This window comes from Micromonospora sp. RTBAU3-60, assembly GCF_054963695.1.
In genome coordinates this window covers 84,195-108,562 of sequence record NZ_JBUEGB010000008.1, presented here as the reverse complement: position 1 = coordinate 108,562, position 24,368 = coordinate 84,195, and the positions used below count along the sequence as shown (strand labels likewise).

General features: G+C 74.4%; 26 protein-coding genes and 1 pseudogene. 10 read left to right on the top strand and 17 right to left on the bottom strand.

Features of this window, described 5'->3' with window-relative positions; genetic code table 11:
- Positions 1-12: 12 nt before the first annotated feature.
- The 3 genes from rpsO to truB all read right to left on the bottom strand — a co-directional run bounded on the left by rpsO (position 13) and on the right by truB (position 2,342).
- Positions 13-282 carry a 30S ribosomal protein S15 gene (rpsO, locus tag ACY34I_RS10770; RefSeq protein WP_043962418.1) on the bottom strand — a complete coding sequence of 90 codons (270 nt, stop codon included), beginning with the start codon at positions 280-282 and terminating at the stop codon, positions 13-15.
- 204 nt (positions 283-486) lie between these two features.
- Positions 487-1,413, bottom strand: a complete 927-nt coding sequence (locus ACY34I_RS10765; protein WP_462754485.1) for a bifunctional riboflavin kinase/FAD synthetase — start codon at positions 1,411-1,413, stop codon at positions 487-489.
- A gap of 44 nt (positions 1,414-1,457) precedes the next feature.
- Positions 1,458-2,342 (bottom strand): tRNA pseudouridine(55) synthase TruB, encoded by an 885-nt coding sequence (gene truB, locus ACY34I_RS10760; RefSeq protein WP_462754484.1) that lies wholly within the window; start codon positions 2,340-2,342, stop codon positions 1,458-1,460.
- A gap of 108 nt (positions 2,343-2,450) precedes the next feature.
- Here truB and ACY34I_RS10755 point away from each other — a divergent pair, with 108 nt between their 5' ends.
- Both ACY34I_RS10755 and ACY34I_RS10750 read left to right on the top strand, forming a co-directional pair.
- A complete protein-coding gene (locus ACY34I_RS10755; RefSeq protein WP_462754483.1) occupies positions 2,451-2,750 on the top strand; it encodes a hypothetical protein in 300 nt (99 codons plus the stop codon).
- 85 nt (positions 2,751-2,835) lie between these two features.
- Entirely contained in the window at positions 2,836-3,849 is a 1,014-nt protein-coding gene (locus ACY34I_RS10750; protein ID WP_462754482.1) for a hypothetical protein, read from the top strand.
- Positions 3,850-3,862: 13 nt separating this feature from the next.
- Here ACY34I_RS10750 and ACY34I_RS10745 read toward each other — a convergent pair whose 3' ends face one another.
- The 12 genes and pseudogenes from ACY34I_RS10745 to rimP form a co-directional block, all read right to left on the bottom strand.
- Positions 3,863-5,194, bottom strand: coding sequence for an MATE family efflux transporter (locus ACY34I_RS10745; protein ID WP_462754481.1), 1,332 nt, complete (start codon positions 5,192-5,194; stop codon positions 3,863-3,865).
- 130 nt (positions 5,195-5,324) lie between these two features.
- Positions 5,325-5,843 carry an AAA family ATPase gene (locus ACY34I_RS10740; RefSeq protein WP_462754480.1) on the bottom strand — a complete coding sequence of 173 codons (519 nt, stop codon included), beginning with the start codon at positions 5,841-5,843 and terminating at the stop codon, positions 5,325-5,327.
- Positions 5,844-6,412: 569 nt separating this feature from the next.
- Complete coding sequence (locus tag ACY34I_RS10735; RefSeq protein ID WP_187413392.1) at positions 6,413-6,622, bottom strand: DUF6186 family protein; 210 nt, start codon at positions 6,620-6,622, stop codon at positions 6,413-6,415.
- Positions 6,622-7,029: a hypothetical protein gene (locus ACY34I_RS10730; RefSeq protein WP_462754479.1), complete on the bottom strand. Its 408-nt coding sequence runs from the start codon at positions 7,027-7,029 to the stop codon at positions 6,622-6,624. The genes ACY34I_RS10735 and ACY34I_RS10730 overlap by 1 nt, the downstream gene beginning before the upstream one ends.
- Positions 7,030-7,094: 65 nt before the next feature.
- A complete protein-coding gene (locus ACY34I_RS10725; protein ID WP_462754477.1) occupies positions 7,095-8,141 on the bottom strand; it encodes a DHH family phosphoesterase in 1,047 nt (348 codons plus the stop codon).
- Positions 8,138-8,623 (bottom strand): 30S ribosome-binding factor RbfA, encoded by a 486-nt coding sequence (rbfA, locus tag ACY34I_RS10720; RefSeq protein ID WP_462754475.1) that lies wholly within the window; start codon positions 8,621-8,623, stop codon positions 8,138-8,140. Before rbfA ends, ACY34I_RS10725 begins: the two co-directional genes overlap by 4 nt.
- Positions 8,624-8,866: 243 nt before the next feature.
- A complete protein-coding gene (locus tag ACY34I_RS10715) occupies positions 8,867-9,160 on the bottom strand; it encodes a DUF503 domain-containing protein (RefSeq protein ID WP_462754474.1) in 294 nt (97 codons plus the stop codon).
- A gap of 87 nt (positions 9,161-9,247) precedes the next feature.
- On the bottom strand, positions 9,248-10,315 hold the full coding sequence (locus ACY34I_RS10710; RefSeq protein ID WP_462754616.1) for a TRM11 family SAM-dependent methyltransferase: 1,068 nt from the start codon (positions 10,313-10,315) through the stop codon (positions 9,248-9,250).
- An 80-nt stretch (positions 10,316-10,395) separates the two neighbouring features.
- On the bottom strand, positions 10,396-13,377 hold the full coding sequence (gene infB, locus ACY34I_RS10705; RefSeq protein WP_462754473.1) for a translation initiation factor IF-2: 2,982 nt from the start codon (positions 13,375-13,377) through the stop codon (positions 10,396-10,398).
- 93 nt (positions 13,378-13,470) lie between these two features.
- Positions 13,471-13,805, bottom strand: a pseudogene (locus ACY34I_RS10700) (YlxR family protein).
- A gap of 16 nt (positions 13,806-13,821) precedes the next feature.
- Positions 13,822-14,865 carry a transcription termination factor NusA gene (nusA, locus tag ACY34I_RS10695; RefSeq protein WP_148795034.1) on the bottom strand — a complete coding sequence of 348 codons (1,044 nt, stop codon included), beginning with the start codon at positions 14,863-14,865 and terminating at the stop codon, positions 13,822-13,824.
- Positions 14,862-15,542 carry a ribosome maturation factor RimP gene (gene rimP, locus ACY34I_RS10690; RefSeq protein ID WP_148795033.1) on the bottom strand — a complete coding sequence of 227 codons (681 nt, stop codon included), beginning with the start codon at positions 15,540-15,542 and terminating at the stop codon, positions 14,862-14,864. The genes nusA and rimP overlap by 4 nt, the downstream gene beginning before the upstream one ends.
- A gap of 263 nt (positions 15,543-15,805) precedes the next feature.
- On the opposite strand from rimP, the gene ACY34I_RS10685 reads away from it, so the two are divergent.
- From ACY34I_RS10685 to ACY34I_RS10655, 7 genes are all read left to right on the top strand, one after another.
- Positions 15,806-16,258, top strand: coding sequence for a hypothetical protein (locus tag ACY34I_RS10685; RefSeq protein WP_462754615.1), 453 nt, complete (start codon positions 15,806-15,808; stop codon positions 16,256-16,258).
- Positions 16,255-16,704: a ferritin-like domain-containing protein gene (locus ACY34I_RS10680; RefSeq protein ID WP_462754472.1), complete on the top strand. Its 450-nt coding sequence runs from the start codon at positions 16,255-16,257 to the stop codon at positions 16,702-16,704. Before ACY34I_RS10685 ends, ACY34I_RS10680 begins: the two co-directional genes overlap by 4 nt.
- Before the next feature lie 69 nt (positions 16,705-16,773).
- Positions 16,774-17,355 (top strand): PadR family transcriptional regulator, encoded by a 582-nt coding sequence (locus ACY34I_RS10675; protein ID WP_148795029.1) that lies wholly within the window; start codon positions 16,774-16,776, stop codon positions 17,353-17,355.
- 102 nt (positions 17,356-17,457) lie between these two features.
- Entirely contained in the window at positions 17,458-18,216 is a 759-nt protein-coding gene (locus ACY34I_RS10670) for an ABC transporter ATP-binding protein (RefSeq protein WP_462754614.1), read from the top strand.
- Positions 18,213-20,909 (top strand): FtsX-like permease family protein, encoded by a 2,697-nt coding sequence (locus ACY34I_RS10665; RefSeq protein WP_462754469.1) that lies wholly within the window; start codon positions 18,213-18,215, stop codon positions 20,907-20,909. Before ACY34I_RS10670 ends, ACY34I_RS10665 begins: the two co-directional genes overlap by 4 nt.
- Positions 20,910-20,963: 54 nt before the next feature.
- Positions 20,964-21,449 carry a nitroreductase family deazaflavin-dependent oxidoreductase gene (locus ACY34I_RS10660; protein WP_462754468.1) on the top strand — a complete coding sequence of 162 codons (486 nt, stop codon included), beginning with the start codon at positions 20,964-20,966 and terminating at the stop codon, positions 21,447-21,449.
- Between the two features lie 137 nt (positions 21,450-21,586).
- Positions 21,587-22,324, top strand: coding sequence for a nucleotidyltransferase domain-containing protein (locus ACY34I_RS10655; protein ID WP_462754466.1), 738 nt, complete (start codon positions 21,587-21,589; stop codon positions 22,322-22,324).
- Between the two features lie 51 nt (positions 22,325-22,375).
- On the opposite strand, the gene ACY34I_RS10650 is transcribed toward ACY34I_RS10655, so the two are convergent.
- Both ACY34I_RS10650 and map read right to left on the bottom strand, forming a co-directional pair.
- Entirely contained in the window at positions 22,376-23,092 is a 717-nt protein-coding gene (locus tag ACY34I_RS10650) for a VIT1/CCC1 transporter family protein (protein WP_148795020.1), read from the bottom strand.
- On the bottom strand, positions 23,089-23,946 hold the full coding sequence (gene map / locus ACY34I_RS10645) for a type I methionyl aminopeptidase (RefSeq protein WP_148795018.1): 858 nt from the start codon (positions 23,944-23,946) through the stop codon (positions 23,089-23,091). The genes ACY34I_RS10650 and map overlap by 4 nt, the downstream gene beginning before the upstream one ends.
- A gap of 95 nt (positions 23,947-24,041) precedes the next feature.
- Between map and ACY34I_RS10640 the strand changes: the two genes are divergently transcribed.
- Entirely contained in the window at positions 24,042-24,356 is a 315-nt protein-coding gene (locus ACY34I_RS10640) for an STAS domain-containing protein (protein WP_462754465.1), read from the top strand.
- Positions 24,357-24,368 lie beyond the last annotated feature (12 nt).

Sequence of the window (24,368 nt, the reverse complement as noted above, 5' to 3'; positions counted from 1 at the left end):
TCCCCCGTTACGTCACCGGCGCAGACCGAGCCGCTCGATGAGCGACCGGTAGCGGTTGATGTCCTTCTTTTGGACGTAGTTGAGCAGCCGACGGCGCCGGCCGACCAGCAGCAGCAGCCCACGGCGGCTGTGGTGGTCGTGCTTGTGCACCTTCAGGTGCTCGGTGAGCTCGGCGATCCGCTTGGTGAGGACCGCGACCTGGACCTCCGGCGAACCGGTGTCGCCCTCGGCGGTCGCGTACTCCGCGCGGATCTTGGCCTTGGCTTCCTGGTCGAGCGCCATGTTCTCCCTGTTTCGTGGGTCGTTCGATGAGGTCCGTCGGATCGGTCGGAGTGACCGGAAACGAACCGGTTCCTCGCACCCGCGGCGTCGTGCAGGCACGCGAGGCCCCACGTCGGTCAGCCGACGTCCCTGCCAGACTACCAGCCCGGTCGGGAACCACCCGGTCAAGGGCGTCGTGAGGCGTTCCCGACGCCGCGCGCCGGGTCAGCCGAGCGCCCGGCGGGTCCGCTCGACGTCCTCACCGATCTGAGCGATCAACGGCTCGATCGAGTCGTACGCCCGTTGTTCGCGCAGGTGCGCCACGAAGTCCAGGGCCAGCCGCTCGCCGTACAGGTCACCGGTGAAGTCCAGCGCGTACGCCTCTACCCGGCGCTCCCGGCCGGAGAAGGTCGGGTTGGTGCCGATCGAGACGGCCGCCGCCAGGGGCTCCCCACCCCGGCGCACCAGCCGGGCGGCGTACACCCCGTCGGCGGGGACCGCCGCGTAGCGGTGGGTCAGTAAGTTGGCGGTGGGGTAACCCAGCTCACGTCCGCGCTGGTCGCCGCGGACCACCACGCCCTCGACCCGGTGCGGGCGGCCGAGCGCGGCGGCCGCCGCGGCCACGTCACCCGCATCGATGCAGGAGCGGATGTACGTGGAGGAGAAGACCGTCCCCGCCTCGGCGACCAGCGGGCCGCTCTCCACGCCGAAGCCGAAGGTGCGGCCCAGCCGCTCCAGCAGGGCCACGTCGCCGGCGGCTCGGTGCCCGAAACGGAAGTTGTCGCCGACCACCACCAGCGCGGCGTGCAGGTGCTCGACCAGGATGTCGTGCACGAACGCCTCGGCCGGCAGCCGGGAGAACTCCGGGGTGAACGGCACCACGCAGAGCACGTCCGCCCCGAGCGCCTCGATCAGCTCCGCCTTGCGGGCCGGCTCGGTGAGCACCGCCGGGTGCGAGCCGGGGCGGACCACCTCCGCCGGGTGCGGGTCGAAGGTCAGCACCACCGACCGTACGCCCAGCTCGCGGGCCCGGGCCACGGCGTGGCCGATGGTGGCCTGGTGCCCCTTGTGCACGCCGTCGAAGACGCCGATGGTGACCACCGCGCGTCCCCAGCCTCCGGGCACCGCCTCGTACCCCCGCCACCGCTGCATACCGCTCCTCCCCTGCTCGCCCACGCGATTCGGCCCGGCCGTCGTCAGGCCGGCGCCAGCACGACCTCCGCGCGGGCCCGGCCGCCCCGCTCGCTGACGATAGCGATCAGCCCGCCGTCGGGGCCGAAGACCGCGTACGGTCCGGCGATGCCGGCCGCGTCGAGCGGCCCGCCGTGGGCGAGCGTGCGCGCCTCGTCGCCGGTGGCGTCCCGACGCGGGAAGAACCGGTCGGCGGCCGCGTCCAGGGGCAGGTTGACCACGTCGGGCGCGCACTGCTCCAGCGCGTCGAAGGTGGCCGCCTCGGCCAGGGTGAAGCCGCCGACCGCAGTCCGGCGCAGCGCGGTCAGGTGGCCGCCGACCCCGAGCGCGGCGCCCGCGTCCCGCGCGATGGCCCGGATGTACGTGCCGGACGAGCAGGTGACGTCGACGTCCACGTCCACCACGTCCGGGACGTCCCAGCGGACCGCTAGGACGTCCAGCCGGGAGATGGTGACCCGCCGGGCGGGCAGCTCGACCGTCTCCCCCGCACGGACCCGCTTGTACGCCCGCTGACCGTTAATCTTGATGGCGCTGACCGCGCTGGGCACCTGGTCGATCTCGCCGGTCTGGGCGGCGAGCGCGGCGCGGATCGCGTCGTCGGTGACCCCGCCGACCGGGGTGGTGGCAACCACGTCACCCTCGGCATCGTCGGTGATGGTCGTCTGGCCGAGCCGGATGGTCGCGGTGTAGCTCTTGCCGGCGCCGATCACGTAGGTGAGCAGCCGGGTGGCGCGTCCCACCCCGATCACCAGCACCCCGGTCGCCATCGGGTCGAGCGTGCCGCCGTGCCCCACCCGCCGGGTCCGCGCCAGCCGCCGGATCCGCGCCACCACGTCGTGGGACGTCATACCGCCCGGCTTGTCGACCACGATCAGACCGTCTGTGCTCACGACGGCCAAGCCTGCCAGACCCCGGTGATCGCACGTGCGGGGGATACCGCCCTGATCGACCGGAGTGCCAAGATCGTGCGCCCTCGTCGCAGCACCGGTAGGAGCCCGATGACCAACCCGCCGCCCTCGCACCAGCACCGGCCTCGGGTCGACCTGCCCGACTGGATGCGCAACCCCGAGCCGCCGCGCCGTACCCTCGGCCGCCGCCTCTCGGAATTCGTCGACGGGGTGCCGGCGCTGCGGGCGGCCCGGCACCGGCTCTGGGCGTGGCGGGACCGCAACCGGGTCAGCGAACGGCACCCGGTGGTCTCCGCGATCGTGTCCTTCGTCGTCGTCGCGGTGGTGGCCACCTGCCTGGTCGTCGGCACGCTGTACCTGTTCTACAAGATCAGCCACCGCGAGCTCTGATCGATCTGGGCCGCGGGGAGGCGGAACGGCTCCCCCGCGTGCGAAGATCATCCGCCCCTCCCACTCGCCTCCACAGGACCCAGGAATGACCGACGACCAGCAGCAGCCCGAGGCGTCGCGCCGCTTCGACGGCATGTTCACCTCGGACGAGTCGGTCAAGGTGCCCGACTGGATGCGCCATCCGGTGCCGGAGCACGAGCTGACCGGGCGGGAGCGGCTACGCCTCGGCTGGGAGCGGCACAGCGGGAAGCTGATCGGCGCCGTCGGTCTGCTGCTGGTCGTCGGGTTCCTCGGTTTCCTCGGCACCACCGGCTGGCGTTTCGCGGACAAGGTCAACCACGGCGAGGTGGCGCTGCGGTCCCGCCCGACCGCACCGCCCCGGCAGGTCGACGCCGACGGCAACACCCTGGGCGTCTACCTCGACACCCCGGCCGAGCACTTCGCCGAGGGTGAGCAGGCGATCGTCCTGCCGGCCGCCCGGGCGGCCGGCCCGTTCTCCGCGAAGCAGGTCGCCGACGCGCTGTCCGGCGTCCGGACGGCGCTGGTCGAGGGCCGGCTGGGCAAGGACATGCTGTACGGCGATCCGGAGGCGTTCCTCGCCCGGCTCGCTCCCGACGCCCGGTCGACGGTCACCGACGACCTGGCCGCCGGCAACAACCTCGGCTACGCCACCCGGATCCTGCGCGACGCCAACCCCGGCTTCGTACCGGAGGACGGCATCCGCGCCCGCGGCACCATCGAGTACACCGCCACCACCACCGACGACGGGATCCGGGTGCTGGCGGTCACCACGCGGTTCATCTGGGTCTACTCGTTCGACCTGTTTCAGGCGCAGAAATACCCGCCGGGGGCCGAGCTGGTGACCGTGCGCGACGATGTGGTCTGGCACGTGCCCCACCCGGACGACGTCCGGGCCTCGTCCCGCGGGCTCTGGATCGGCACGGCCCAGGTGACGGTGTCGAACTCGACCTGCGCGGCGATGGAGAAGGGCTACCTCGCGCTGGAGTACGACCCCGCCAACGTGGTGCTGCCCCGGCCGGGGGCGACCGGCGACATCTACGACCCGGGCTGGCGGGCGGGCGACGGCGAGTCCTGCTGACCCGCGGCGATGGTCACCGGACCGCGCCGACCACCGCCCAGCCGCCGGAACGCACCCGCAGCAGCAGCGCGACCAGCCGGAGCACCACGAACAGCGTCAGCCCGGCCCAGATCCCGCCCAGCCCGAGGTCGAGCCCGTAGGCCAGCCAGATCGCCGGCAGGAAGCCGCCCAGCGCCGCCACGATGGTGAGGTTGCGCAGGTAGCGGACGTCACCCGCGCCGATCAGCACGCCGTCGAGGGCGAACACCACCCCACCGATCGGCTGCAGCGCGACGAACCACGGCCAGGCGACCATCGCCTGCTCGCGTACCTGCGGGTCGGAGCTGAACCAGGAGGGCACCAGGCCGGCGCCGGCGGCGATCAGCACCGCGAACGCCACGCCGCACGCGCCGCCGAGCAGGGCGATCCGGCGGGCGAGGGCGCGGGCGCCAGCCGCGTCGCCGGCGCCGAGCGCCGCGCCGATCAACGCCTGGGCGGCGATCGCCAGGGCGTCCAGCACCAGGGCGGTGAAGAACCACAGCTGTACGGCGATCTGGTGGGCGCCGACCGCGGCGGCGCCGAAGCGGGCCGCGACGGCGGTGGCGGACAGGAAGCTGGCCTGGAACGCTACACCCCGGATCAGCAGGTCGCGGCTGAGCACGAACTGCTGCCGGATCAGCCGGGGCCGGGGGCGGAGGGAGACCCGCTCGCGGACCAGCGCGGCCGCGAAGAGGGCGCCGGAGATGGTCTGCGCGATGGCGTTCGCCACCGCCGAGCCGGCCAGCCCGAGCCCGGCCGGGTAGACCAGCAGCGGGCAGAGCAGCGCGGAGAGCAGGTTGGGGGCGAGCACGAAGAGCAGCGGCCGCCGGGTGTCCTGGATGCCGCGCAGCCAGCCGTTGCCGGCGGCGGCCAGCAGCAGGCCGGGCGCGCCGAGCGCGGCGATCCGCAGCCAGGCCGCGGCGGCATCGGCCACCTCGCCCGGGCCGCCGACGAGGGTACGCGCCAGCCACCCGCCGCCGACCTGCATGGCGAGCGCCACCAGTACGCCGACGGTCAGCGCCAGCCAGGAGGCCTGCACCCCCTCGGCCACCGCCGCGGCCCGGTCCCCTGAGCCGAACCGCCGGGCCGACCGCCCGGTGGTCCCGTACGCGACGACGGTGCCGAGCCACGCGGTCAGGGTCAGCACCGTGCCGCCGACGGCGAGCGCGGCGAGCGGGACGCGGCCCAGGTGCCCGACCACCGCGGTGTCGACCAGGACGTAGAGCGGCTCGGCGGCCAGCACCACGAGTGCCGGCAGGGCGAGCGCGGCGATCCGGCGGGGCGACGCGGTGGAGGAGCCGGTGGCGGGGGCGGCGGTCTGACTCATCGCCGCCGATCCTGACACGCGTCCGGTAAGGAACGCAACCGGCCCCATCACTTACCAACCCTCGCCCAGCATGGAGTGATCATGAGGTTGGCGGCATTGTCGATCTCCGAAACCGCCGCCAACCTCATGATCACGCTGACGGGGCCGGGAGGGTGGCCAGCCAGCGGCGGGTGTCGGCGCGGGTGCGCAGGCGGATCACCGGCAGCTCGGGGGCGTGGGCGGCGACGGCCGCGTAGACCAGAGGACGGGAGCGCCGGGGGTATCGCCAGATGTAGTAGAGGAACTCAAGGTCGAGCTGCTCGGGGCAGCCGTCCGGCAGGTCGGGTCGGGACGTGGCCCGGCAGGCCCAACGGCGGCGCAGCACCCGGGCGAGGCAGCGCAGCCGGGACGGGTCGCAGAGGACCAGCAGGTCGGCGCGGGGCAGGCGGAGGTCGAGGGTACTGCGGTAGTTGCCCTCCATCACCCAGGCGGGGCGGGCGGCCAGCGCGGCGACCTCCGCGCGGAAGTCGGCGTCGGCAGCGGCGACCCAGCCGGGCCGCCAGTAGTGCCGGTCAAGGTGGATCAGCGGGAGGTCGAGCCGGCGGGCGACCTCGCGGGCGAGTGTGGTCTTGCCCGCGCCCGCGCTGCCCACGACGAGGATGCGGCGCACCGGGCGACGGTAGCGCCGGACGGGTCGTAGGCGGAACCGGGCGACCGAAGCGGCGGCGCGGTGGCTACCGCGCCACCGCCGGGCGGCCGGCCGTCACTGACGGGTGTCCATCGACGTCTGCAGCGCGCGGCGCATCTGCTCGCGCGCCTCGTCGGTGGTGGTCTCGGTCTGCGGCTTGTGCTTCGTCGCCATCGGAGTTCCCTTCCAGGGTGCGGACCACCGACGCCCGGTGGCCCTGGGGCGTCCGACAACTCCAACTCGGCGCGTCTGACGCCGCGCCGCGACCTGGAGCCGTCGTCCGACAAACTCCAGCTCGGCGCGTCTGCTGCCGTGGCACGACCTGGAGCCGTCGGTGCTGAGCGCCGGGCAGCGGTCCGGGATCACCGGAGCGGCTCACCTGGCAGCGTGAGCCCGGGTCGGTCTGACCCTGGAGGGAGGCGGCGCCGGATGTGGCCCCACCGCCCGTGACCAGCGCCGAAGCGCGCCGGTCCCTCTCCTAAATTAACGTTCACTTTCCCCAGGCTGCCCACTGTTCCCGGGATACGGACACCATGGGTGGATCCGGCTGGTCAGCGGGCCAGGAAGTGCCAGCCGAGCCACCACCAGAAGCCGAGGAACCCGATCCGCCCCACCGGCACCGGCCCGACCTCGTAGCGCATCACGAAGGCGCAGACGTCGGCGAGCGAAGGGATCCGGGAACCCTCCCGCCGGGCGGCCCACTCGACGGCCGCGAAGAGCACCAGCGCGGTCAGGAAACCGCCGATCGCCAGGGCCCGCATCATCGGCGTACCAGTCCCCAGAAGGCGGCCAGCCAGGCGAACCAGGCCGCGGAGCGGACCAGGTGGTCCTCCAGCAGCGGATCGGCCAGCAGGGAGAAGGTGGGGAAGTCGTCCCCCATCGACAGCACGAAGGTCGTTCCCTCGAACACCCCGAAGACGGTGACCGGAAGCAGCCACCAGGCCGCCCCGGCCGGCAACCGGTGTGGCGCAGGTCGGCGGGGCACCCGGTTGCTCAGGCCGATCCAGATCAGCGCGCCGCCGGTGCCCAGGGTGTAGAGGTTGGCCTGGGTGGAGAAGGACGGCAACTGGCCGCCGACCAGGGAAAGGCAGATCAGCACCGGTACGGAGACGACCGGACGGTCCCAGGCTCGGGGCGCCTCGACGGTGAGCTCTTGGGGGTGATCCATCACCCGATTGTCCCCACCGTCACGGAGCGCCGGAAGACCGACACGTCCCGGAGTCGACCCTGATATCAGGCCGTGAACAGCGCCCCGTCCAGTTCGGCGCGGATCCGGTCCACCACCTCGTCGACCGTGCCCTGCCCGGTGAAGCCGGCGGCGAACCGATGCCCGCCGCCGCCCAGCGCCACCGCCACCCGGCTCACGTCCACCGCCCCCTTGCTGCGCAGCGAGACGGCCCACTCGGTGGCGGCGACCTGCTTGACCACGCAGCTCACGTCCGCCTCGGCGGTGCACCGGACCGAATCGATCAGCGCCTCCAGCACGTACGCCGGCTGGCCGTAGCGGGCCAGGTCGTCCTGGGTGGCGTAGGTCCAGACCAGCCCGCGCCCGGCGGCGGCCGCCGGTTCCAGCCGGGCCCGGCCCAGCACCTCGCCGAAGAGCCGGACGGCCCCGAACGGGCGGGTGTCGAAGATCCGGCGGGAGATGTCCCCGGGCCGGATGCCGGTGGCCAGCAGCCGGGCCGCCATCCGGTGCACGTCCGGAGTGGTGGCCTCGAAGCGGAAGGAGCCGGTGTCCGTGCTCAGCGCCACGTAGAGGCAGGTGGCGATCTCGGCGTCCAGCGGCACCCCGAGCCGGTCGAGCAGCCCCTCGGCGACCACCGAGGTGGCCGCCGCGTGCGGATCCACCAGATGGATGCCCCCGAACCGGGTGTTCGACGCGTGGTGGTCCAGCACCAGCGCCGTCCCGGCCTTGTCCAGCCGGTCGACCAGGTCACCCAGCCGGGACTCGCTCGCCACGTCGAAGCAGATCACCAGGTCCGGGTCCGGGTACGCGTCGTCCTGCGGCACCAGCAGGTCGAGCCCGGGCAGCCAGCGGAACGGCTCGGGCACCTCCGGCGGACCGGGGAAGGTCGCCTGGAGGTGCCGTACGCCCCAGCGGCGCAGGCCCAGCCCGAAGCCGAGCATGCTGCCCAGCGCGTCGCCATCGGGGTTGACGTGGCAGATCAGCAGCACCCGCGCGTCGGTGGGGAGCCCGCGCACCGCCGCGAGGGCGGCCGCCCAGTCGGTGTCGGTCGGGCCGGCACCGGCCGGCGTGCCGCCCTCGGCGGGAGAGGTCACCGGGGGCCGCCGCCGCGCGGCTCGTCGTCCTCGGTCTCGGAGTCCTCGGTCTCGGAGTCCTCCTCCTCGGCCAGCCGGTACGGCTGCGCCTCGCCCGCGTACTGGGCGTGGGCCGCCAGCCGCTGCACCTCGGCGTCGGCGGTGCGGGCCGCCGCGAGCAGGTCGTCGATGTGCTTGACCTGGTCCTGCACGTCGTCCAGGACGAAGGTGAGGGTCGGCGAGTGCCGCAGCCCGAGCGCCTTGCCGACGGTGCTGCGCAGCATGCCCTTGGCGCTCTCCAGCGCGGCGGCGGTGCTGGCCTGCGCCGCCGCGTCGCCGAGCACCGTGTAGAAGACGGTGGCGTCGCGCAGGTCGGCGGTGATCCGGGCGTCGGTGATGGTGATCATCCCGAGCCGGGGGTCCTTGATCTGGCTCCGCACCACCGACGCGACCAGTTCACGGATGCGCTCCGCGTGCCGGCGTACCTTGGCCGGATCCGTCATGTCCCCCACCTCCAGGGCTTCCCGCTCCCAACGACGACTCCAGCTCGGCGCGTCTGACGCCGCGCCGCGACCTGGAGCCGTCGGCCGAAAACGACGGCGCGGGCGCCGCCGGGTCCGACCCCCAACAACTCGAACACTACCCGCGCGATCGTGGCCGCCGCGCGGGGCCGCCGGTGCAAGGAAGGGCCCCTGTCAACGCCTGGTGCCCGTTAGACCAGGAGCCCCTTCTTGCCGCCCGGCGGCTCAGTCCTCCTCGCCGTAGAGCCGGCGGCGGACCGACAGCAGTTCGGCCTCCGGACGGGCCGCGACGAGGCGCTCGCACGAGTCGAGCACCTGGCGGACGTGCGACGCCTCGGCGGCCACCACGGCCACCCCGATCTCGGCGCGGCCGTGCAGGTCGAGCGACCCGACCTCGGCGGCCGACACCTCGAACCGGCGCAGCGCGGCGACGATCGGCCGGACGTACGACCGCTTGGCCTTAAGGGACCGGGAGTCCCCCGGCAGCAACAGGTCGAAGTGCGCGGTTCCGGTATACACGGCGAGCAACGGTACGGCAGTGCCCTCGGCCGGGTCACCCGTTTTCCGCCGACGGCTCCAGCGACGGCTTCAGGTCGCCGCGCGGCGTCAGACGCGCCGAGCTGGAGCCGTCGTAGGCACGACCGCCACCAGCACGTCCCGATCGATCGCCTGGTCGACCCGGTGCGCCAGGTCCCGCCAGCCGGTCCCGTCGACCACCCGCAGGCCGGCCCCGGCCAGCACGGCCTCGGCCGCCGCCCGGGGTGCCACCTGCGTGTTCCAGGACAGCCCGAGTGCCCCGCCGGGACGCAGCAGCTCCCGCCAGACCGGTACGGCCGCGCCGAGCAGGTCCAGTGGGCTGCGCGACAGCCCCTGCTCGGTGCGGCTGCCGTGGGCCACCCCGTACGGCGCGTCGGTCACGATCACGTCGGCGCAGCGCGGGCGCAGCACCTCCCGGGCCCGGGTGGTGTCGCTGTGCAGCACGGTGACCCGCTGGGTCGCCCCGGCCCGGTGCTCGTCCCGCGACGGGGCGAGCACCGCCTCGAAGCGCCGGGCGACCAGCTTGCGGTCCCGGCGTACCGGGACGGTCTCGGCGGTGTGCTTGAGCCGCTTGCGGCGCAGCCAGGTACGCAGGAACGCCCCGTACGCGTCCACGTCCTTGCCGTCGTGCTCGACGCCGATCCCGTCGTAGCCGTACATCAGCGCCTGGTTGAGCGTGGTGCCCCGGCCGCAGAGCGGGTCGAGCACCACCAACTGCCGGTCCAGCATGCCGCGGGCGGAGGCGGAGGCGAGCACGGTGACGTTGAGCAGCAGCCGGGTGAACTGCTCGTTGGTCTTGCCGGCGTACTTCGGGATGGTGATCAGGTCCGAGTCGTAGCGGGCCAGTGGCTCCAGCGGCACCGGGCGGAGCAGGTCGTCGCCTACCCGCTCGAACAGCGCGTACGCGGCCGACAGGTTGGCCAGGTGCGCCAGGTCCCGCCCGCCCAGGCCCGGCTCCGGCGCGGCGAAGGTCAGGTACTCCACCCCGCCGATCCGCTCCACCGTGGCGTCGACCGGCGCCGCGTCGAGCACCCCCGACCCGGCGAAGATCTCCAGTTCGGCGCGGGCGAGCCGGCCGGCCGCGTCGGCGTAGACGCGGTTGGCGGAGGGGGCGAGGAGCAGCGCGTACCTGGTCAGCACGCCGGAGATTGTCGCAGTCCGTGGAGACGGCGACGGCCGGGGCCCCGTGGGCCCCGGCCGTCGGTCGTTCACGCCGCTCAGGCGCGCGGCTTCTCCCGCATCTCGAAGGTCTCGATGATGTCGCCGACCTGGACGTTGTTGAAACCGCCCAGCGTCAGACCACACTCGAAGCCCTCGCGGACCTCCGTCGCGTCGTCCTTGAACCGCTTGAGGGAGCTGATCGTGAGGTTGTCCGCCACGACCGCCCCGTCCCGCAGCAGCCGCGCCTTGGCGTTGCGGCGGATGAGGCCGGACCGGACGATGCAACCGGAGATGTTGCCGATCTTGGACGAGCGGAAGACGTCGCGGATCTCCGCGGTCCCCAGCTCGACCTCCTCGTACTCCGGCTTGAGCAGCCCCTTGAGCGCGGCGTCGATCTCCTCGATGGCCTGGTAGATGACGGTGTAGTACCGGATCTCCACGCCCTCGCGGTCGGCGATCTCGCGGACCTTGTTGGCGGCCCGCACGTTGAAGCCGATGATCGTGACCGCCTCGGACGAGGCGCTCGCGAGCATGACGTCGCTCTCGGTGATCGCACCCACGCCCCGGTGGATGATCCGCAGCTGGACCTCCTCCGGGATGTCGAGGTTGAACAGCGCGTCCTCGAGGGCCTCCACGGAACCGGAGACGTCGCCCTTGAGCACCAGGTTGAGCGAGGTCTTCTCGCCCTCCTTGAGCTGCTCCATGAGCGTCTCGAGGGTGGCCCGGCCACGGGAGTTGGCGAATGCCGCCGCCCGCCGTCGCGCCTGCCGCTGCTCGGCGATCTGCCGCACGGTCCGGTCGTCCTCGGCGGCCAGGAAGGTGTCACCCGCTCCCGGCACCGTGGTCAGACCCAGCACCATGACCGGACGCGCCGGACCGGCCTCGTCGACCGGCTTGCCGTTCTCGTCCAGCATGGCCCGGACCCGGCCGTGCGCCCCACCGGCGACGATCGAGTCGCCGGCCCGCAGGGTGCCCTTCTGCACCAGCACGGTCGCCACCGCACCACGGCCCTTGTCCAGGTGCGCCTCGATCGCGACACCCTGCGCCGGCCCGTCAATCGGAGCGGTCAGCTCCAGCGACGCGTCGGCGGTCAGCAGCACGGCCTCGAGAAGCTCCTCGATGCCGATGCCGGGCTTGGCCGCGACGTTGACGAACATGGTGTCGCCGCCGTACTCCTCGGCGACCAGGCCGTACTCGGTCAGCTGCTGGCGGACCTTGTCCGGGTTCGCCTCCGGCTTGTCGACCTTGTTGACCGCGACCACGATCGGCACGTCCGCCGCCTTGGCGTGGTTGAGCGCCTCGATGGTCTGCGGCATAACGCCGTCGTCGGCCGCGACCACCAGGATCACGATGTCCGTGACCTGGGCACCACGGGCACGCATGGCGGTGAACGCCTCGTGACCCGGGGTGTCGATGAAGGTGATCGCCCGGTCCTCGCCCTCGTGCGGGACGTGGACCTGGTAGGCGCCGATGTGCTGGGTGATGCCACCCGCCTCACCGGCCACCACGTTCGCCTTGCGGATCGCGTCGAGCAGCTTGGTTTTACCGTGGTCGACGTGACCCATGACGGTCACCACCGGCGGCCGGCTGACCAGGCGGTCCTCCGCGACCACCGCGTCGAGGTCGATGTTGAACTGCGCGAGCAGCTCGCGGTCCTCGTCCTCCGGGCTGACGATCTGCACGTCGAAGCCGAGGTGCTCACCCAGCAGCAGCAGGGTGTCGTCGGAGCACGACTGGGTCGCGGTCACCATCTCGCCCAGGTTGAACATCTCCTGGACCAGCGAACCCGGGTTGGCGTTGATCTTGTCGGCGAAGTCCGACAGCGAGGCGCCACGGGACAACCGGACGACCTGACCCTGACCCCGGGGGGCACCCGAGGACATGGTCGGGGCCGACAGGTTGTCGAACTCCTGTCTGCGCTGCTTCTTGGACTTGCGACCGCGGGTCGGCCGGCCACCCGGACGCCCGAAGGCACCCGCGGCGCCACCGCCACGGCCACGACCGCCACCACCCGGACGACCGGCGCCACCGGCCGGGGCGCCCGGACGGAAACCACCGCCGGGAGCACCGCCGCCGCCACCGGGACCGCCACGGTAGCCACCGCCACCGCCGCCGCCACCGGGACCGCCACGGTAGCCACCGCCACCGCCGCCGCCACCGGGACCGCCGCGGAAGCCGCCGCCGCCACCGGGGCGACCAGCGCCGCCACCGGGACCGCCACGACCGCCACCGGGACCGCCGGGGCGACCGGGGCGCTGGCTCGGCATGGAGGCCGGGCTGGGCCGCGGGGGCATCGAGGCCGGGCTGGGCCGGGGCGGCATCGAAGCCGGGCTCGGCCGCGGACCGCCCGCACCGGCGGCCGGGGGCCGCTGCTGCTGACCGCCCTGGATGCCGAACGGGTTGTTGCCGGCGCCGCGCGCCGGCGGACGCCCACCGGGCCGCGCGCCCGGACCCGGGGTCGGCGCGCCGGGACGACCGGCGGCCGGGGCACCCGGACGGGACGGCACGGCGCCCGGACCCGGACGCGGGCCGGGACGGGGGCCACCCTCGGTCGGCGGCTCCCGGCGGACGTTCTCGCGCTGCTGCTGGCGGGCGGCCTGAGCGGCCTTGACCGCGGCCTCCTGCTCAGCCTTCAGCGCGGCGGCACGCGCCTCGGCGGCGGCCACCTCGATGTCGTGCGCGCTCGCCGGCTTGGCCACCGGCTGCGGCGGACCCGGAACCGGACCCTTGGGCTTCGGCCCAGGGGTCGGGGTCGGCCGCCGCGGCGGCATCGGCTTGGCCGACACCCGGGGGGCGCCCGGGGTCGGGGACGGGGTCGGGGTCGGCGCCGGGGTGGGCGCGGCCGCCGGCGGGGCGGCCGGCGCCGACGAACCGGCGGAGGCCACGAACGAGCTACGCAGCCGTCGGGCGACGGGCGCCTCGACGGTGCTCGACGCGGACTTCACGAACTCGCCCATCTCCTTGAGCTTGGCGAGAACGGTCTTGCTTTCGACCCCGAGCTCCTTGGCGAGCTCGTGTACGCGGGCCTTTCCTGCCACTGCACTCCTCACTCCGAGGTCGTGCGGGCAGCACCCGCAGCGACCTCACTCGTGCACTTGAAGCCTGGTCATTTCAGGGACTTCATCGTGTGCTCATGTCGGTCGTCCTACCTTGCTAGCGACCCGCGACGGTCGGGTTGACCGGTCGTCGGGGATGGCGCGTCAACGTGCTCCGCCAGCGCACCGTGATCGATGACCCCGGTGATGCGCAGTGCCCGCCCGAAGGCGCGGCGCCGCACCGCTTGCGCGAAGCAGGCCGGATCCGGGTGCATGCTCGCTCCCCGACCCGGCAGTCTGCGGGCCGGATCGGGCCGGAGGCTGTAATGACCAGCCTCGTCACCGACCGCGACAATCCGCAGCAACTCGCTGGCCGGCGCTCGCTTCCGGCAGCCCACACAGGTGCGCTCGGGCAGCGCTCGTCGTGCCACTGGAGGAAGTCTACCCCTAGCTGCTCGAGATCGCGCCGCCCGGCTCGGGTACGTGATCAGCTCCGCTCCGGCCGGGGCTGCCGGTCTGCTCCGCGTCGGAGCGGATGTCGATCCGCCAACCGGTCAACCGGGCCGCAAGCCGGGCATTCTGCCCTTCCCGCCCGATCGCGAGGGAGAGCTGGAAGTCCGGCACGGTGACCCGGGCGGTCCGGGTGACCGCGTCGACCACCTCCACCCGCAGGGCCTTGGCCGGAGAGAGCGCGTTCCCGACGAAGGTGGCCGGGTCGTCCGACCAGTCGATGATGTCGATCTTCTCGCCGTGCAGCTCGCTCATCACCGCGCGGACCCGCTGGCCCATCGGGCCGATGCAGGCGCCCTTGGCGTTGACCCCGGGTGCGGTCGACCGCACCGCGATCTTCGTACGGTGACCTGCCTCACGGGCGATCGCGCTGATCTCCACGGTGCCGTCGGCGATCTCCGGCACCTCCAGGGCGAAGAGCTTCTTCACCAGCGCGGGGTGCGAACGGGACAACGTGATCTGCGGGCCGCGCATTCCCTTGGCCACGTGCACCACGACGCAGCGGATCCGCTCGCCGTGCGCGTACCGCTCGCCCGGGACCTGCTCGGACTGCGGCAGGACGCCCTCCAGCTTGCCCAGGTCGACGGTGACGATGCCCTTCTCGGCGCGCGCCTCGTGCGCCTGCACCACGCCGGTGACCAGGTCACCCTCGCGGCCGACGTACTCGCCGAGGTGCACCTCGTCGGTGGCCTCCCGCAGCCGCTGGAGGATCACCTGCTTCGCCGTCATGGCCGCGATCCGGCCGAAGTCGTGCGGGGTGTCGTCCCACTCCCGCACCACGCCACCGTCGGCGTCCAACTCCTGGGCGTACACCGAGGCGGCCCCGGTCTTCCGGTCGATCTCCACCCGGGCGTGCGGCTCGGCGCCGTCGGTGTGCCGGTAGGCGGTCAGCAACGCGGTCTCGATCGCCGCGAGGATCGTGTCGAACGGGATCTCCCGCTCGCGCTCCAGTGCGCGCAGCGCCGCGAGGTCGATGTTCACCTCTCCTCGTCCTCCACATCATCTTCGTCGTCGATGTCGGTTTCGTCAGCCTCGTCGAACTCGTCCGCCTCGTCGAGGCGGCTGAACTCCACCTGGACCCGGCCCGGCCCGAGCTCGGCGTAGGGGTGCGCCACCCGCCCGGTGTCCGTCTCCAGCACCACGCGCTCGTCGTCCGCCTCGACGACCCGGCCGGTGAGCTGCCGGTCCCCGGCGGTCCGCTGCTCGGGCACCCCGGCCGCGCCGCGCACGGTCACCTTGACCAGCCGGCCGACGTTGCGCCGCCAGTGCCGGGGCAGGGTCAGCGGTCGGTCCACCCCGGGCGAGCTGACCTCGAGCTGGTATTCGCCGGCCACGATGTCGCCACCGGCCTCCTCCGCGGCGTCCAGCGCGGCGGAGACCGCCCGGGAGACATCCGCGACGGCGTCCAGGTTGATCCCGCCGTCGGCGTCCACGATCACCCGTACCACGTGCCGTCGGCCGGCCCGGGAGACGGAGAGGTCCTCCAGGTCGTACCCGGCGGCGTTGACCACCGGCTCGATCACCTCGCGGAGGCGGGCCCGCCGGGCGCTCAGGTCGCCGCGGGGCGCGCCGCCCCGACCCCCGGCACGGGGGCCGTCGGCCCGGCGGGGTCGCCCGGAGGGCCCCGTCGGCCTGGTGGCACGGCCACGCTGCGTCATCTGGCGCACCTCTCTGCTGTTCCACGGGCCGCCAGGCCCGTCATGTCTGCTGTGAGACGGACCACTCGGCCCGCCATGCCGGCACGCCACCGGGGCATTCGCGTCCGGTGGCTGCGCAGAGCGTAACGCGCGGGCGGGTCGGCGGACCGGGCGGCGCACCGACGGTCGTGGCCCACGACACCGCCGAGATGGTGTTGACTTGTCCGGTGGCGACGGGCAGAACGACACAGCGCGACGGAGCACCGGGACATTCCCGGCGTAGCCTGCTGCGCGCCGGGGCGCTGGTGGCGCTCGGCGGCGCCGCCGTACCGCTGACCGGGTGTGATCTTTTCGACCGCGGCGACGACGGACCGCCGCCCCCGGACGCCCTCGAGCCACTGGCGGCGGAGTCGGCGGCCCTGGAGGGCCGGCACCGGGCCGCCATCGCCGCCGCACCGGCGCTGGCCGACCGGCTCACCGCGATCGCGGACGCCCACCGGGCGCACGCCGAGGAACTGCGCCGGGTGATCGGCCGCCCGGCCCCGTCCGGCTCCCCCGCCGCCACCCCGACCGCGGCGGCCACGGAGCCCGACGAACTGGTGGCCGAGCTGCGGCAGGCGGAGCAGCAGGGGCGGGAGAACGCGGCGAAGGCGTGCGCCGCCGCGCCCGCCGAGCGGGCCGCGCTGCTCGGCTCGATCGCGGCCGCCCGCGCGACACACGTGGAGGCGTTGAAGTGATCCCGCGCACCGCACCGACCGGCCCGGCCCAGGCCCTGGCCGACGCGCTCGCCGCCGAATACGCCGCCATCTGGGCGTACGGGGTGATCGGCGTGCACCTCGCCGACGCCGCCCGCAGCGCTGCCCGGGCCGCCGAGGCGGCCCACCGGTCCCGCCGGGACGCCCTCATCCTCCAGTTGAGCGAAGGGGGCGGTCAGGTCCCCGCCGACCAGGCCGGATACGCGCTGCCGTACCCGGTCACCGACAAGGCGAGCGCGCTCAAGCTGGCGGTGGAGATCGAGGAGCGGACGGCCGGTCACTGGCGGGCGACCCTGCCGCACACCAGCGGGGCCGACCGGAACCGGGCGCTGGCGGCGCTGACCGACTGCGCGGTGCGGGCCACCCGCTGGCGGCGCAGCGCTGGCGTGACCCCGGTCACCGTCCCGTTCCCCGGCCGCCCGGCCTGAGCGGGGCGCCGGTCACGGACCGGGTCGCTCCGGTTGCGGGTCGCATACCAGGTATGCATACTCCTCGCCATGTCCATCCGTCACGGCCTGCTGGCGCTGCTGGAACGCGGCCAGATGTACGGCTACCAGTTGCGCGCCGCGTTCGAGGAGTCGACCGGCTCGACCTGGCCGCTGAACATCGGGCAGGTCTACACGACGCTCGCCCGGCTGGAGCGCGACGGTCTGGTCCGCCCGCTGCCGGAGAGCGAGAGCGGGCAGCGGCCGTACGAGATCACCGACGCCGGACGGGCGGACCTGGCGCTCTGGTTCGCCACCCCGATCAGCCCCGCCGACCGGCCCCGCGACGAGCTGTCGATCAAGCTGGCCCTGGCCCTCACCACCCCCGGGGTGGACGTCCGTGCGGTGGTGCAGACCCAGCGCAGCGCGACCATGCGGGCGTTGCAGGAGTTGACCCGGTTGAAGTACGCCAGCGACAAGCCGGAGGACCTGGCCTGGCGGCTGGTGCTGGACGCGATGATCTTCCAGGCCGAGGCGGAGATCCGCTGGCTCGACCACTGCGAGACCAGCCTGGTCCGTCATCGCCCCGCCCCGAGCCGGCCGACCGGCCGCCCCGAGGCGGTGGACCGGACCGGCGAGGAGGCCCGCCGGTGAGCCGGCGGGAGGGACGAGGGTGAGCGCGAGGAGCGAGCCGGTTCTGCGAGCCCCGCAGTCGCGAACCGAGGTGGCGCCGTGAGCGCGGGGAGCGAGCCGGTGCTGCGGGCCCCGCAGTCGCGAACCGAGGGTGGCACCGTGAGCGAGGTGCTGGAGCTGCGGGACGTGCACCGGACCCACGGCGCCGGCCCGGCCGCGGTGCACGCGCTGCGCGGGGTCAGCCTGACCGTCCGGTCCGGTGAGCTGGTGGCGGTGATGGGCCCGTCGGGCTCCGGCAAGTCGACCCTGCTGGCGCTGGCCGGCGGGCTGGACCGGCCCACCGGCGGCGAGGTGCTGGTCGAGGGCGAACCGCTCGGCGGGTTGGGCGCCCGCGACCTGGCCCGGCTGCGCCGCCGCCGGATCGGGTACGTCTTCCAGGACCTGAACCTGCTCGGCAGCCTCACCGCGGTGGAGAACGTGGCGCTCCCGCTGGAACTCGACGGCGCCGGCGTCCGGCGGGCCCGCAAGCTCGCCCTGGCCGCGCTGGCCGAGGTGGAGGTGGCGGGGCTGGCCGACCGGTTCCCGGACCAGATGTCCGGCGGCCAGCAGCAGCGGGTGGCGATCGCCCGGGCGCTGGTCGGCGAGCGTCGACTGGTCCTCGCCGATGAGCCCACCGGGGCGCTCGACTCGCAGGCCGGGGAGGCGGTGCTGCACCTGCTGCGCCGCCGGGTGGACGCCGGCGCGGCCGGGGTGCTGGTCACCCACGAGGCGCGGCACGCCGGCTGGGCCGACCGGGTGGTGTTCCTGCGGGATGGGGTGCTGGTCGACTCCACCGCCCCGCTGGCCGGGGTCGAGCAGCTGCTCGCCGGCAGCGGACGGTGAACCGGGACCGGATCGCCGCCACGCTCGGGTCGTGGCGGACCGCGCTGCGCATCGCCCGGCGCGAGGCCCGCCGGGCCCGGGGGCGTACGGCGCTGGTGCTGGCGATGATCGCGCTGCCCGTGCTGGCGTTGAGCTTCGCCGCCGCCTGCTACGACATGGCGGAGCTGAGTTCCGCCGAGGAGCTGGACCGCCGGCTCGGCGCGGCCGACGCCGAGCTGCGCTGGACGGCGGTGAACCCGCTGGCCCAGGACGCCTGGGGCCAGAACTCCTGGCCGGTCGAGGGTGACCTGGCACCGCGGACCCGGCCGGTGACGGCGGAGGAGATCCGCGCGCTGCTGCCCGCCGGCAGCCGGGTCAGCCGGGTCCGCCGCTGGGTCCCCTTCGAGGTACGCGTCGACGGCCGCCCCAAGGCGTTCGACGCGCGGGCGGTCGACCTCACCGACCCGCTCACCCGCCCGCTGGCCACGCTGCGCGCCGGCCGGCCACCGGCGGACCCGGACGAGATCGCGGTCAGCCCGGGCGCGCTGCGCGCGCTGGGCGTACGGCTCGGCGACCCGGTGCACGCGACTGACGGAACGACGACCTACACGGTGGTCGGGGTGGCGGAGTTCGCGGACAACCTGCGGGAGGTGGTCGCGCTGCGGCCGGAGACGCCGCCCGGCCCGGTCAGCCCGCCGGACGAGAGCTGGCTGGTGGACCTGCCCGGGCCGGTGGACCGGGCGTTGGCGGACCGGCTGAACGAACGCGGGATCCAGGTGGCCGCCCGGACCCCGCTGCCCGGCCGGGAGGTGGCGGTCACCGGCCCGGGGCTGCCCGACCCGGAACAGGCGGGGAACGCGGTACTGGTCGGCGGGCTCGGCCTGCTGGAGGTGGTGCTGCTGGTCGGCCCGGCCTTCGCGGTCGGCGTACGCCGGCGACGCCGGGACCTCGCCCTGGTGGCGGTGGCCGGCGGGGACGCCGGGCACCTGCGCCGCATCGTGCTCGCCGACGGGGTGGTGCTCGGCGCGGGCGGGGCGGCGCTGGGGCTGGTGCTCGGGGTGGCCGCCGCGTTGGCCGGCCGGCCGCTCGTCGAGCAGTACGTCGTGGGCGCCCGCTTCGGCGGGTACCGGGTCTTCCCGGCGGCCCTGGCCGCGATCGCCGCGGTGGCGGTGCTGGCCGGGCTGCTGGCCGCGCTGGCCCCGGCGTGGACCGCGGCCCGACAGGACGTGGTGGCCGGTCTCGCCGGACGGCGCAACCCGCCCCGGCACCGGCGTCGCTGGCTCGTGCTCGGGGTGCTGCTCACCGCGGTCGGCGCCGCCCTCGCCGGGCTGGGCGCCACCCGCAGCAGCCCGACCGTGGTGCTGACCGGACTGATCCTCGGCGAGTTGGGGCTGGTCTTCGGCACCCCGACCCTGATCGGGCTCCTCGCCCGGGCGGGACGGCTGCTGCCACTGACGCCCCGGTTGGCGCTGCGCGACGCCAGCCGCAACCGGTCCTCGGCCGCGCCGGCCATCTCCGCGGTGATGGCGGCGGTCGCCGGCAGCGTCGCCCTCGGCGCGTACGTGGCCAGCGACGAGGCCCGGAGCCGGGCGGAGTGGCAGCCCGGCATCCCGCCCGGTCACGTGCTGCTGGTGCCGTCCGGCGGGGCCACGGCGTCCGCCCTGCCGCCGGCCGCGGAGGTCGCCGAGCCGGTCCGGGCCGCGCTGCCCACCGCCACGGTCGTCCCGATCGCCACCCCGACCTGCGCCAGACCCGCCGGCGCCGATGACTTCTGCGTCGCGACGGCGGTGCTGCCGCCCGAGCGGCGCTGCCCGTACGAGCCGGGGGACCCCTCCGTCACCGCCGGCCGCGCCCTGGCCGACTCGCGCTGCGTCCGGGCGGTCCGCGAGTCGACCGGCATCCAACTCCCCGTGCTCGTCGACGACGGCCGCGCGCTGCCCGCGCTCACCGGCGCCCCGGCGGACCAGGTCGCCGCCGCCACCCGGACGCTCGCCGCGGGCGGCGTGGTGGTCACCGATCCCGGGCAACTGGTGGACGGCCGGGTGACCGTCGCCGTCACCCACGGCGGCGGCGACGCCGCGTCCGCCAGCGCCAGCCTGCCCGGGTACGTGCTGCGCGGCGGGATCCCGGTGGACCGGCTCGTCCTCTCCCCGTCGGCGGCGGCCGCGGTCGGCCTGGTGGCGGAGCCGTTCGGCTACGCGGTCGACGCGACCGCACCACCCACCCCCGGGCAGCGGGACCGGCTCTCCGCCGAGCTGTCCCGGCTCGGTGCGCTGTCGGTGCAGACCGATGAGCAACTCAGGTCCGACCAACGGCCGCTGCTGCTTCTGCTGGCGATCGGCTCCGGCGTGATCACCCTGGGCGCGGCCGGGGTGGCCACCGGCCTCGCCGCCGCCGAGGCCCGCCGGGACCTGTCCACTCTCGCCGCGGTCGGGGCCGATCCCCGGGTACGCCGGGTGCTGTCGCTCTGCCAGGCCGGGGTGATCGCGGTGCTCGGCTCGGTGCTCGGCCTCGTCGCCGGCCTCGGCTCGGCGGCCATCATCCTGCTCTCCCTGAACCAGCGGTACGCGCAGACGTGGCCGGTCCCGCAGCCGTATCCGCTGGTGGTGCCCGGGCTGACCCTCGGCGTGCTGGTGGTGGTGCCGCTGGTGGCCATGCTGGGGGCGGCGCTGTTCACCCGGTCCCGGCTGCCCGTGGAGCGCCGGCTGGACTGACCGGGGTCGGGCGTGGACTGTCGTCCGGGACGGCCGGCGGGCAGACTTGGGCGGGTGTCCGCCCTGCGTGCTCTCGCCCGCCGCCTCGGTCACCAGAAGTGGTTCGCCGCGGTGCTGCGCCTGCTCGTCCCCGCCGACCGGCTGCTCGGCCGGCTGACGAAGGGGCGGGTGGTCGCGCTCGGCCTGGTGCCGTCCCTGGTCCTCACCACCACCGGTCGCCGCTCCGGCAGGCCGCGCAGCAATCCCCTGCTGTACGTGCCGGACGGCGACGCCTATGTGGTGATCGGGTCGAACTGGGGGCAGCAGCACCAGCCCGCCTGGTCGCTGAACCTGCTCGCCCAACCGGCCGCCGAGGTCGACGTCGAGGGTCGCCGGATCCCGGTCCGCGCCGAGCTGATCAACGGCGACGAGCGGGAGCTGCTGTTCGCGCGGCTGGTCGCCGAGTGGCCGGCGTACCGGACGTACGTGGAGCGGGCCGGCGGCCGGGAGATCAGGGTCTTCCGGCTGGTCCCCGTCAGCCCGCCTGCTCCCGCCACCTGACCGTGGTCGCCGCAGGTCCACCCGGCCGCACCGGCCCCAGGCGTGGCGACCAGGCGGCGCCAGCTCGCCTGGCTACGCTGGTGGGCGGTCGACCTGCGCGGGCCCTCGGCGGGCGGCCGCGCGGAACGGAGGTGGCCGTGGACGCCAGCGGGGCCGAACTGGAGGCCGACCGATACCTCGACGATCCCCGGTGGCGGGTCGCCGAGCGGGTGAGCGAGACGGCGCTGCGGCGGTTCGCGGCCGACATCCTCGCCGTCGCGGTGCACGGCCCGCTCGCGCACGGCGACGAGGACGGCGGCGGGGACGGCGAGGTGGGGCTGCTGGTGGCCACGTACCGGCCGGGCAGTGGGCCGCCGCCGGCCACCCGGCGGGTGGACGGAGTGCTGGTCGACCTCACCGTCGCCGGGGCGGACGACTACCTGGGGCAGGCCCGGACCATCGGCCCACTCTGGCCGCTCACCGCCGACCGCTACGTCACCACCCGCGCACTGCACGACCCGACCGGCTGGCTGCGTATGCTGCGCGACGAGCACCTGGCCCGGCTGGCCCGGGCCCGCCCGGCCGAGTTCAGCGCCGCCGCACGGCAGGCGTGGTACCGGGGCAGCGCGGCGCACTCCCGGGCGCTCCGGCTCGCCGAGTGGTACGAGACCGACCAGGCGCTGCTCATGCTCGGCGAGGCGCGGCTGGCCGCGGCCACCGTGCAGGGGTTGCTCAGCCGCACCTACTTCCGCGATCCCGGCGACGCGGTACGGCGTACCGGCCTGGCCGGCGCGGACATGACCGAGGTGGGCACGGTGCTGGCTCGCCAGGCCGAGGAGCTGGCCGCCCGGGGCCGCCCGGTCGACGGCACCGTCGACGACCTCCTCACCGCCTGACCCGCCGCGCACGCCGCCGGCAGGCCGCCGGGGGTAACTGTGATCGTTCGGTCAGCCGAGGCCGCCCTGGACGCCGATCAGGGCGCCGACCAGGTACGTCGCGCCGGCCGCCAGCGCGCCCAGCAGGAGCTGCCGCAGCCCGCTGGACCACCAGGGGCGGCGGGTGAACCGGGCGACCACGGCACCGGCCACGAACAGCCCCAGCCCGCCGACGGCGAGCGCCAGCCCCAGGCTGGTGAAGCCGAGCAGGTAGGTCAGCAGCGGCACCAGCGCGCCCACCGAGAAGCAGAGGAACGACGAGACCGCCGCCGCCCACGGGCTCGGCTGCTCGTCGGGGTCGACGCCCAACTCCTCCCGGACGTGCACCCGCAGCGCCTCCTCCGGGTTGCGCCGGACCGCGTTGGCGACCTGCATGGCCAGGTCCCGGGGCAGCCCCCGGGCGACCCACGCGTCGGCCAGCTCGCGGGCCTCCGCCTCCGGGTGTCGTTCCAGCTCGCGCCGTTCCTTCGCCACCTCGGCGGCCACCTGCTCGTTGGCCGACCGAACGCTGGTGTATTCCCCCAGGCCCATCGAGATGGCGCCGGCGACCAGGCCGGCGGCGCCGGTGAGGACGATGCTGCGCGGCGAGACCCCACCGCCGCCGACGCCGGCGATCAGGGCGATGTTGGTGACCAGGCCGTCCATCGCGCCGAACACGGCCGGGCGCAGCCAGCCGCCGGACACGTCCGCGTGGTGCGCCTCCCGCAGCGCCGCCGGGGTGTCGGTCACGGCAGGGTGAGGATCTCGTAGCCGTCGTCGGTCACGACGATGGTGTGCTCGAACTGCGCCGTCCACTTGCGGTCCCGGGTGACCACCGTCCACCCGTCGTCCCACATGTCGTACTGGTAGGTGCCGAGGGTGATCATCGGCTCGATGGTGAACGTCATGCCGGGCTCCATCACGTCCGTGGGCCGCGGGCTGTCGTAGTGCGGCACGTAGAGGCCGCTGTGGAAGGACTCGCCGATGCCGTGGCCGGTGAAGTCGCGGACCACGCCGTAGCCGAACCGCTTGGCGTACGACTCGATGACCCGGCCGATCACGTTGATCTGGCGGCCCGGAGCGACCGCCTTGATGCCGCGCATCATCGCCGTGTGGGTCCGCTCGACCAGCAGGCGGGCCTCCTCGCTCACCTCGCCCACGCAGAACGTCGCGTCGGTGTCGCCGTGCACGCCACCGATGAACGCGGTGACGTCGACGTTGATGATGTCGCCGTCCTCCAGCACCGTCGAGTCCGGGATGCCGTGGCAGACGACCTCGTTGAGGCTGGTGCAGCAGGACTTCGGGAAACCCTTGTAGCCCAGCGTCGACGGGTAGGCGCCGTGGTCGCAGAGGAACTCGTGGACCACCTTGTCGATCTCGTCGGTGGTCACCCCCGGCTTGCAGTGCTCGCCGGCGAGCTGGGTGGCCTGGGCGGCGAGCCGGCCGGCGACCCGCATCTTCTCGATGGTCTCCGGCGTCTGCACGTGCGAGCCGCGGTATTCCTGGGGACGCTTCTTGCCCACGTACTCGGGGCGCGGGATGTGGGCGGGCACCGCTCGCCACGGGGAGAGCGTGCCTGGGGTCAGCGGCGCACGGACGGTCATGACCACAGCCTATCGCCGGCACCGCGGTGACCCCGGCCACAGGCCACCGGCCCGGCCTTGTTGCCGCACCCGGTCCGCTGTGCCATTGTGGCTGCGTGGATCAAGGGGGCGTACCTCCCGTTTTCTCCGCGACCGCGGAGGTCGACGGCGACCGCGTCCGGGTGGTGGTGACCGGCGAGGTCGACATGGCGACCGCCGACACCATGTACCGGACCGCGCTCCGGGAGCCCGTCGCCCACCTCACCCTCGACCTGCGCGCCGTCACCTTCTTCGACTCGGCCGCGATCCACGCGCTGGTCCGGCTGGCCCAGCGGTTCGCCGGCGCACTGACCGTGCTGCCGTCCCGCCAGGTACGCCGGGTGCTGGAGATCTCCGGCCTGGGCGACCAGGGCTGGCTGGCCTCCGCCTGAGCCGCGCCACAC

Bases quoted from the DNA above. Each gene is read 5' to 3' on its own strand.
- rpsO (WP_043962418.1), bottom strand. From the start codon at position 282: ATGGCGCTCGACCAGGAAGCCAAGGCCAAGATCCGCGCGGAGTACGCG.
- ACY34I_RS10765 (WP_462754485.1), bottom strand. From the start codon at position 1,413: ATGCAGCGGTGGCGGGGGTACGAGGCGGTGCCCGGAGGCTGGGGACGC.
- ACY34I_RS10755 (WP_462754483.1), top strand. From the start codon at position 2,451: ATGACCAACCCGCCGCCCTCGCACCAGCACCGGCCTCGGGTCGACCTG.
- ACY34I_RS10750 (WP_462754482.1), top strand. From the start codon at position 2,836: ATGACCGACGACCAGCAGCAGCCCGAGGCGTCGCGCCGCTTCGACGGC.
- ACY34I_RS10745 (WP_462754481.1), bottom strand. From the start codon at position 5,194: ATGAGTCAGACCGCCGCCCCCGCCACCGGCTCCTCCACCGCGTCGCCC.
- ACY34I_RS10735 (WP_187413392.1), bottom strand. From the start codon at position 6,622: ATGCGGGCCCTGGCGATCGGCGGTTTCCTGACCGCGCTGGTGCTCTTC.
- ACY34I_RS10730 (WP_462754479.1), bottom strand. From the start codon at position 7,029: ATGGATCACCCCCAAGAGCTCACCGTCGAGGCGCCCCGAGCCTGGGAC.
- rbfA (WP_462754475.1), bottom strand. From the start codon at position 8,623: ATGACGGATCCGGCCAAGGTACGCCGGCACGCGGAGCGCATCCGTGAA.
- rimP (WP_148795033.1), bottom strand. From the start codon at position 15,542: ATGACGCAGCGTGGCCGTGCCACCAGGCCGACGGGGCCCTCCGGGCGA.
- ACY34I_RS10675 (WP_148795029.1), top strand. From the start codon at position 16,774: ATGTCCATCCGTCACGGCCTGCTGGCGCTGCTGGAACGCGGCCAGATG.
- map (WP_148795018.1), bottom strand. From the start codon at position 23,946: ATGACCGTCCGTGCGCCGCTGACCCCAGGCACGCTCTCCCCGTGGCGA.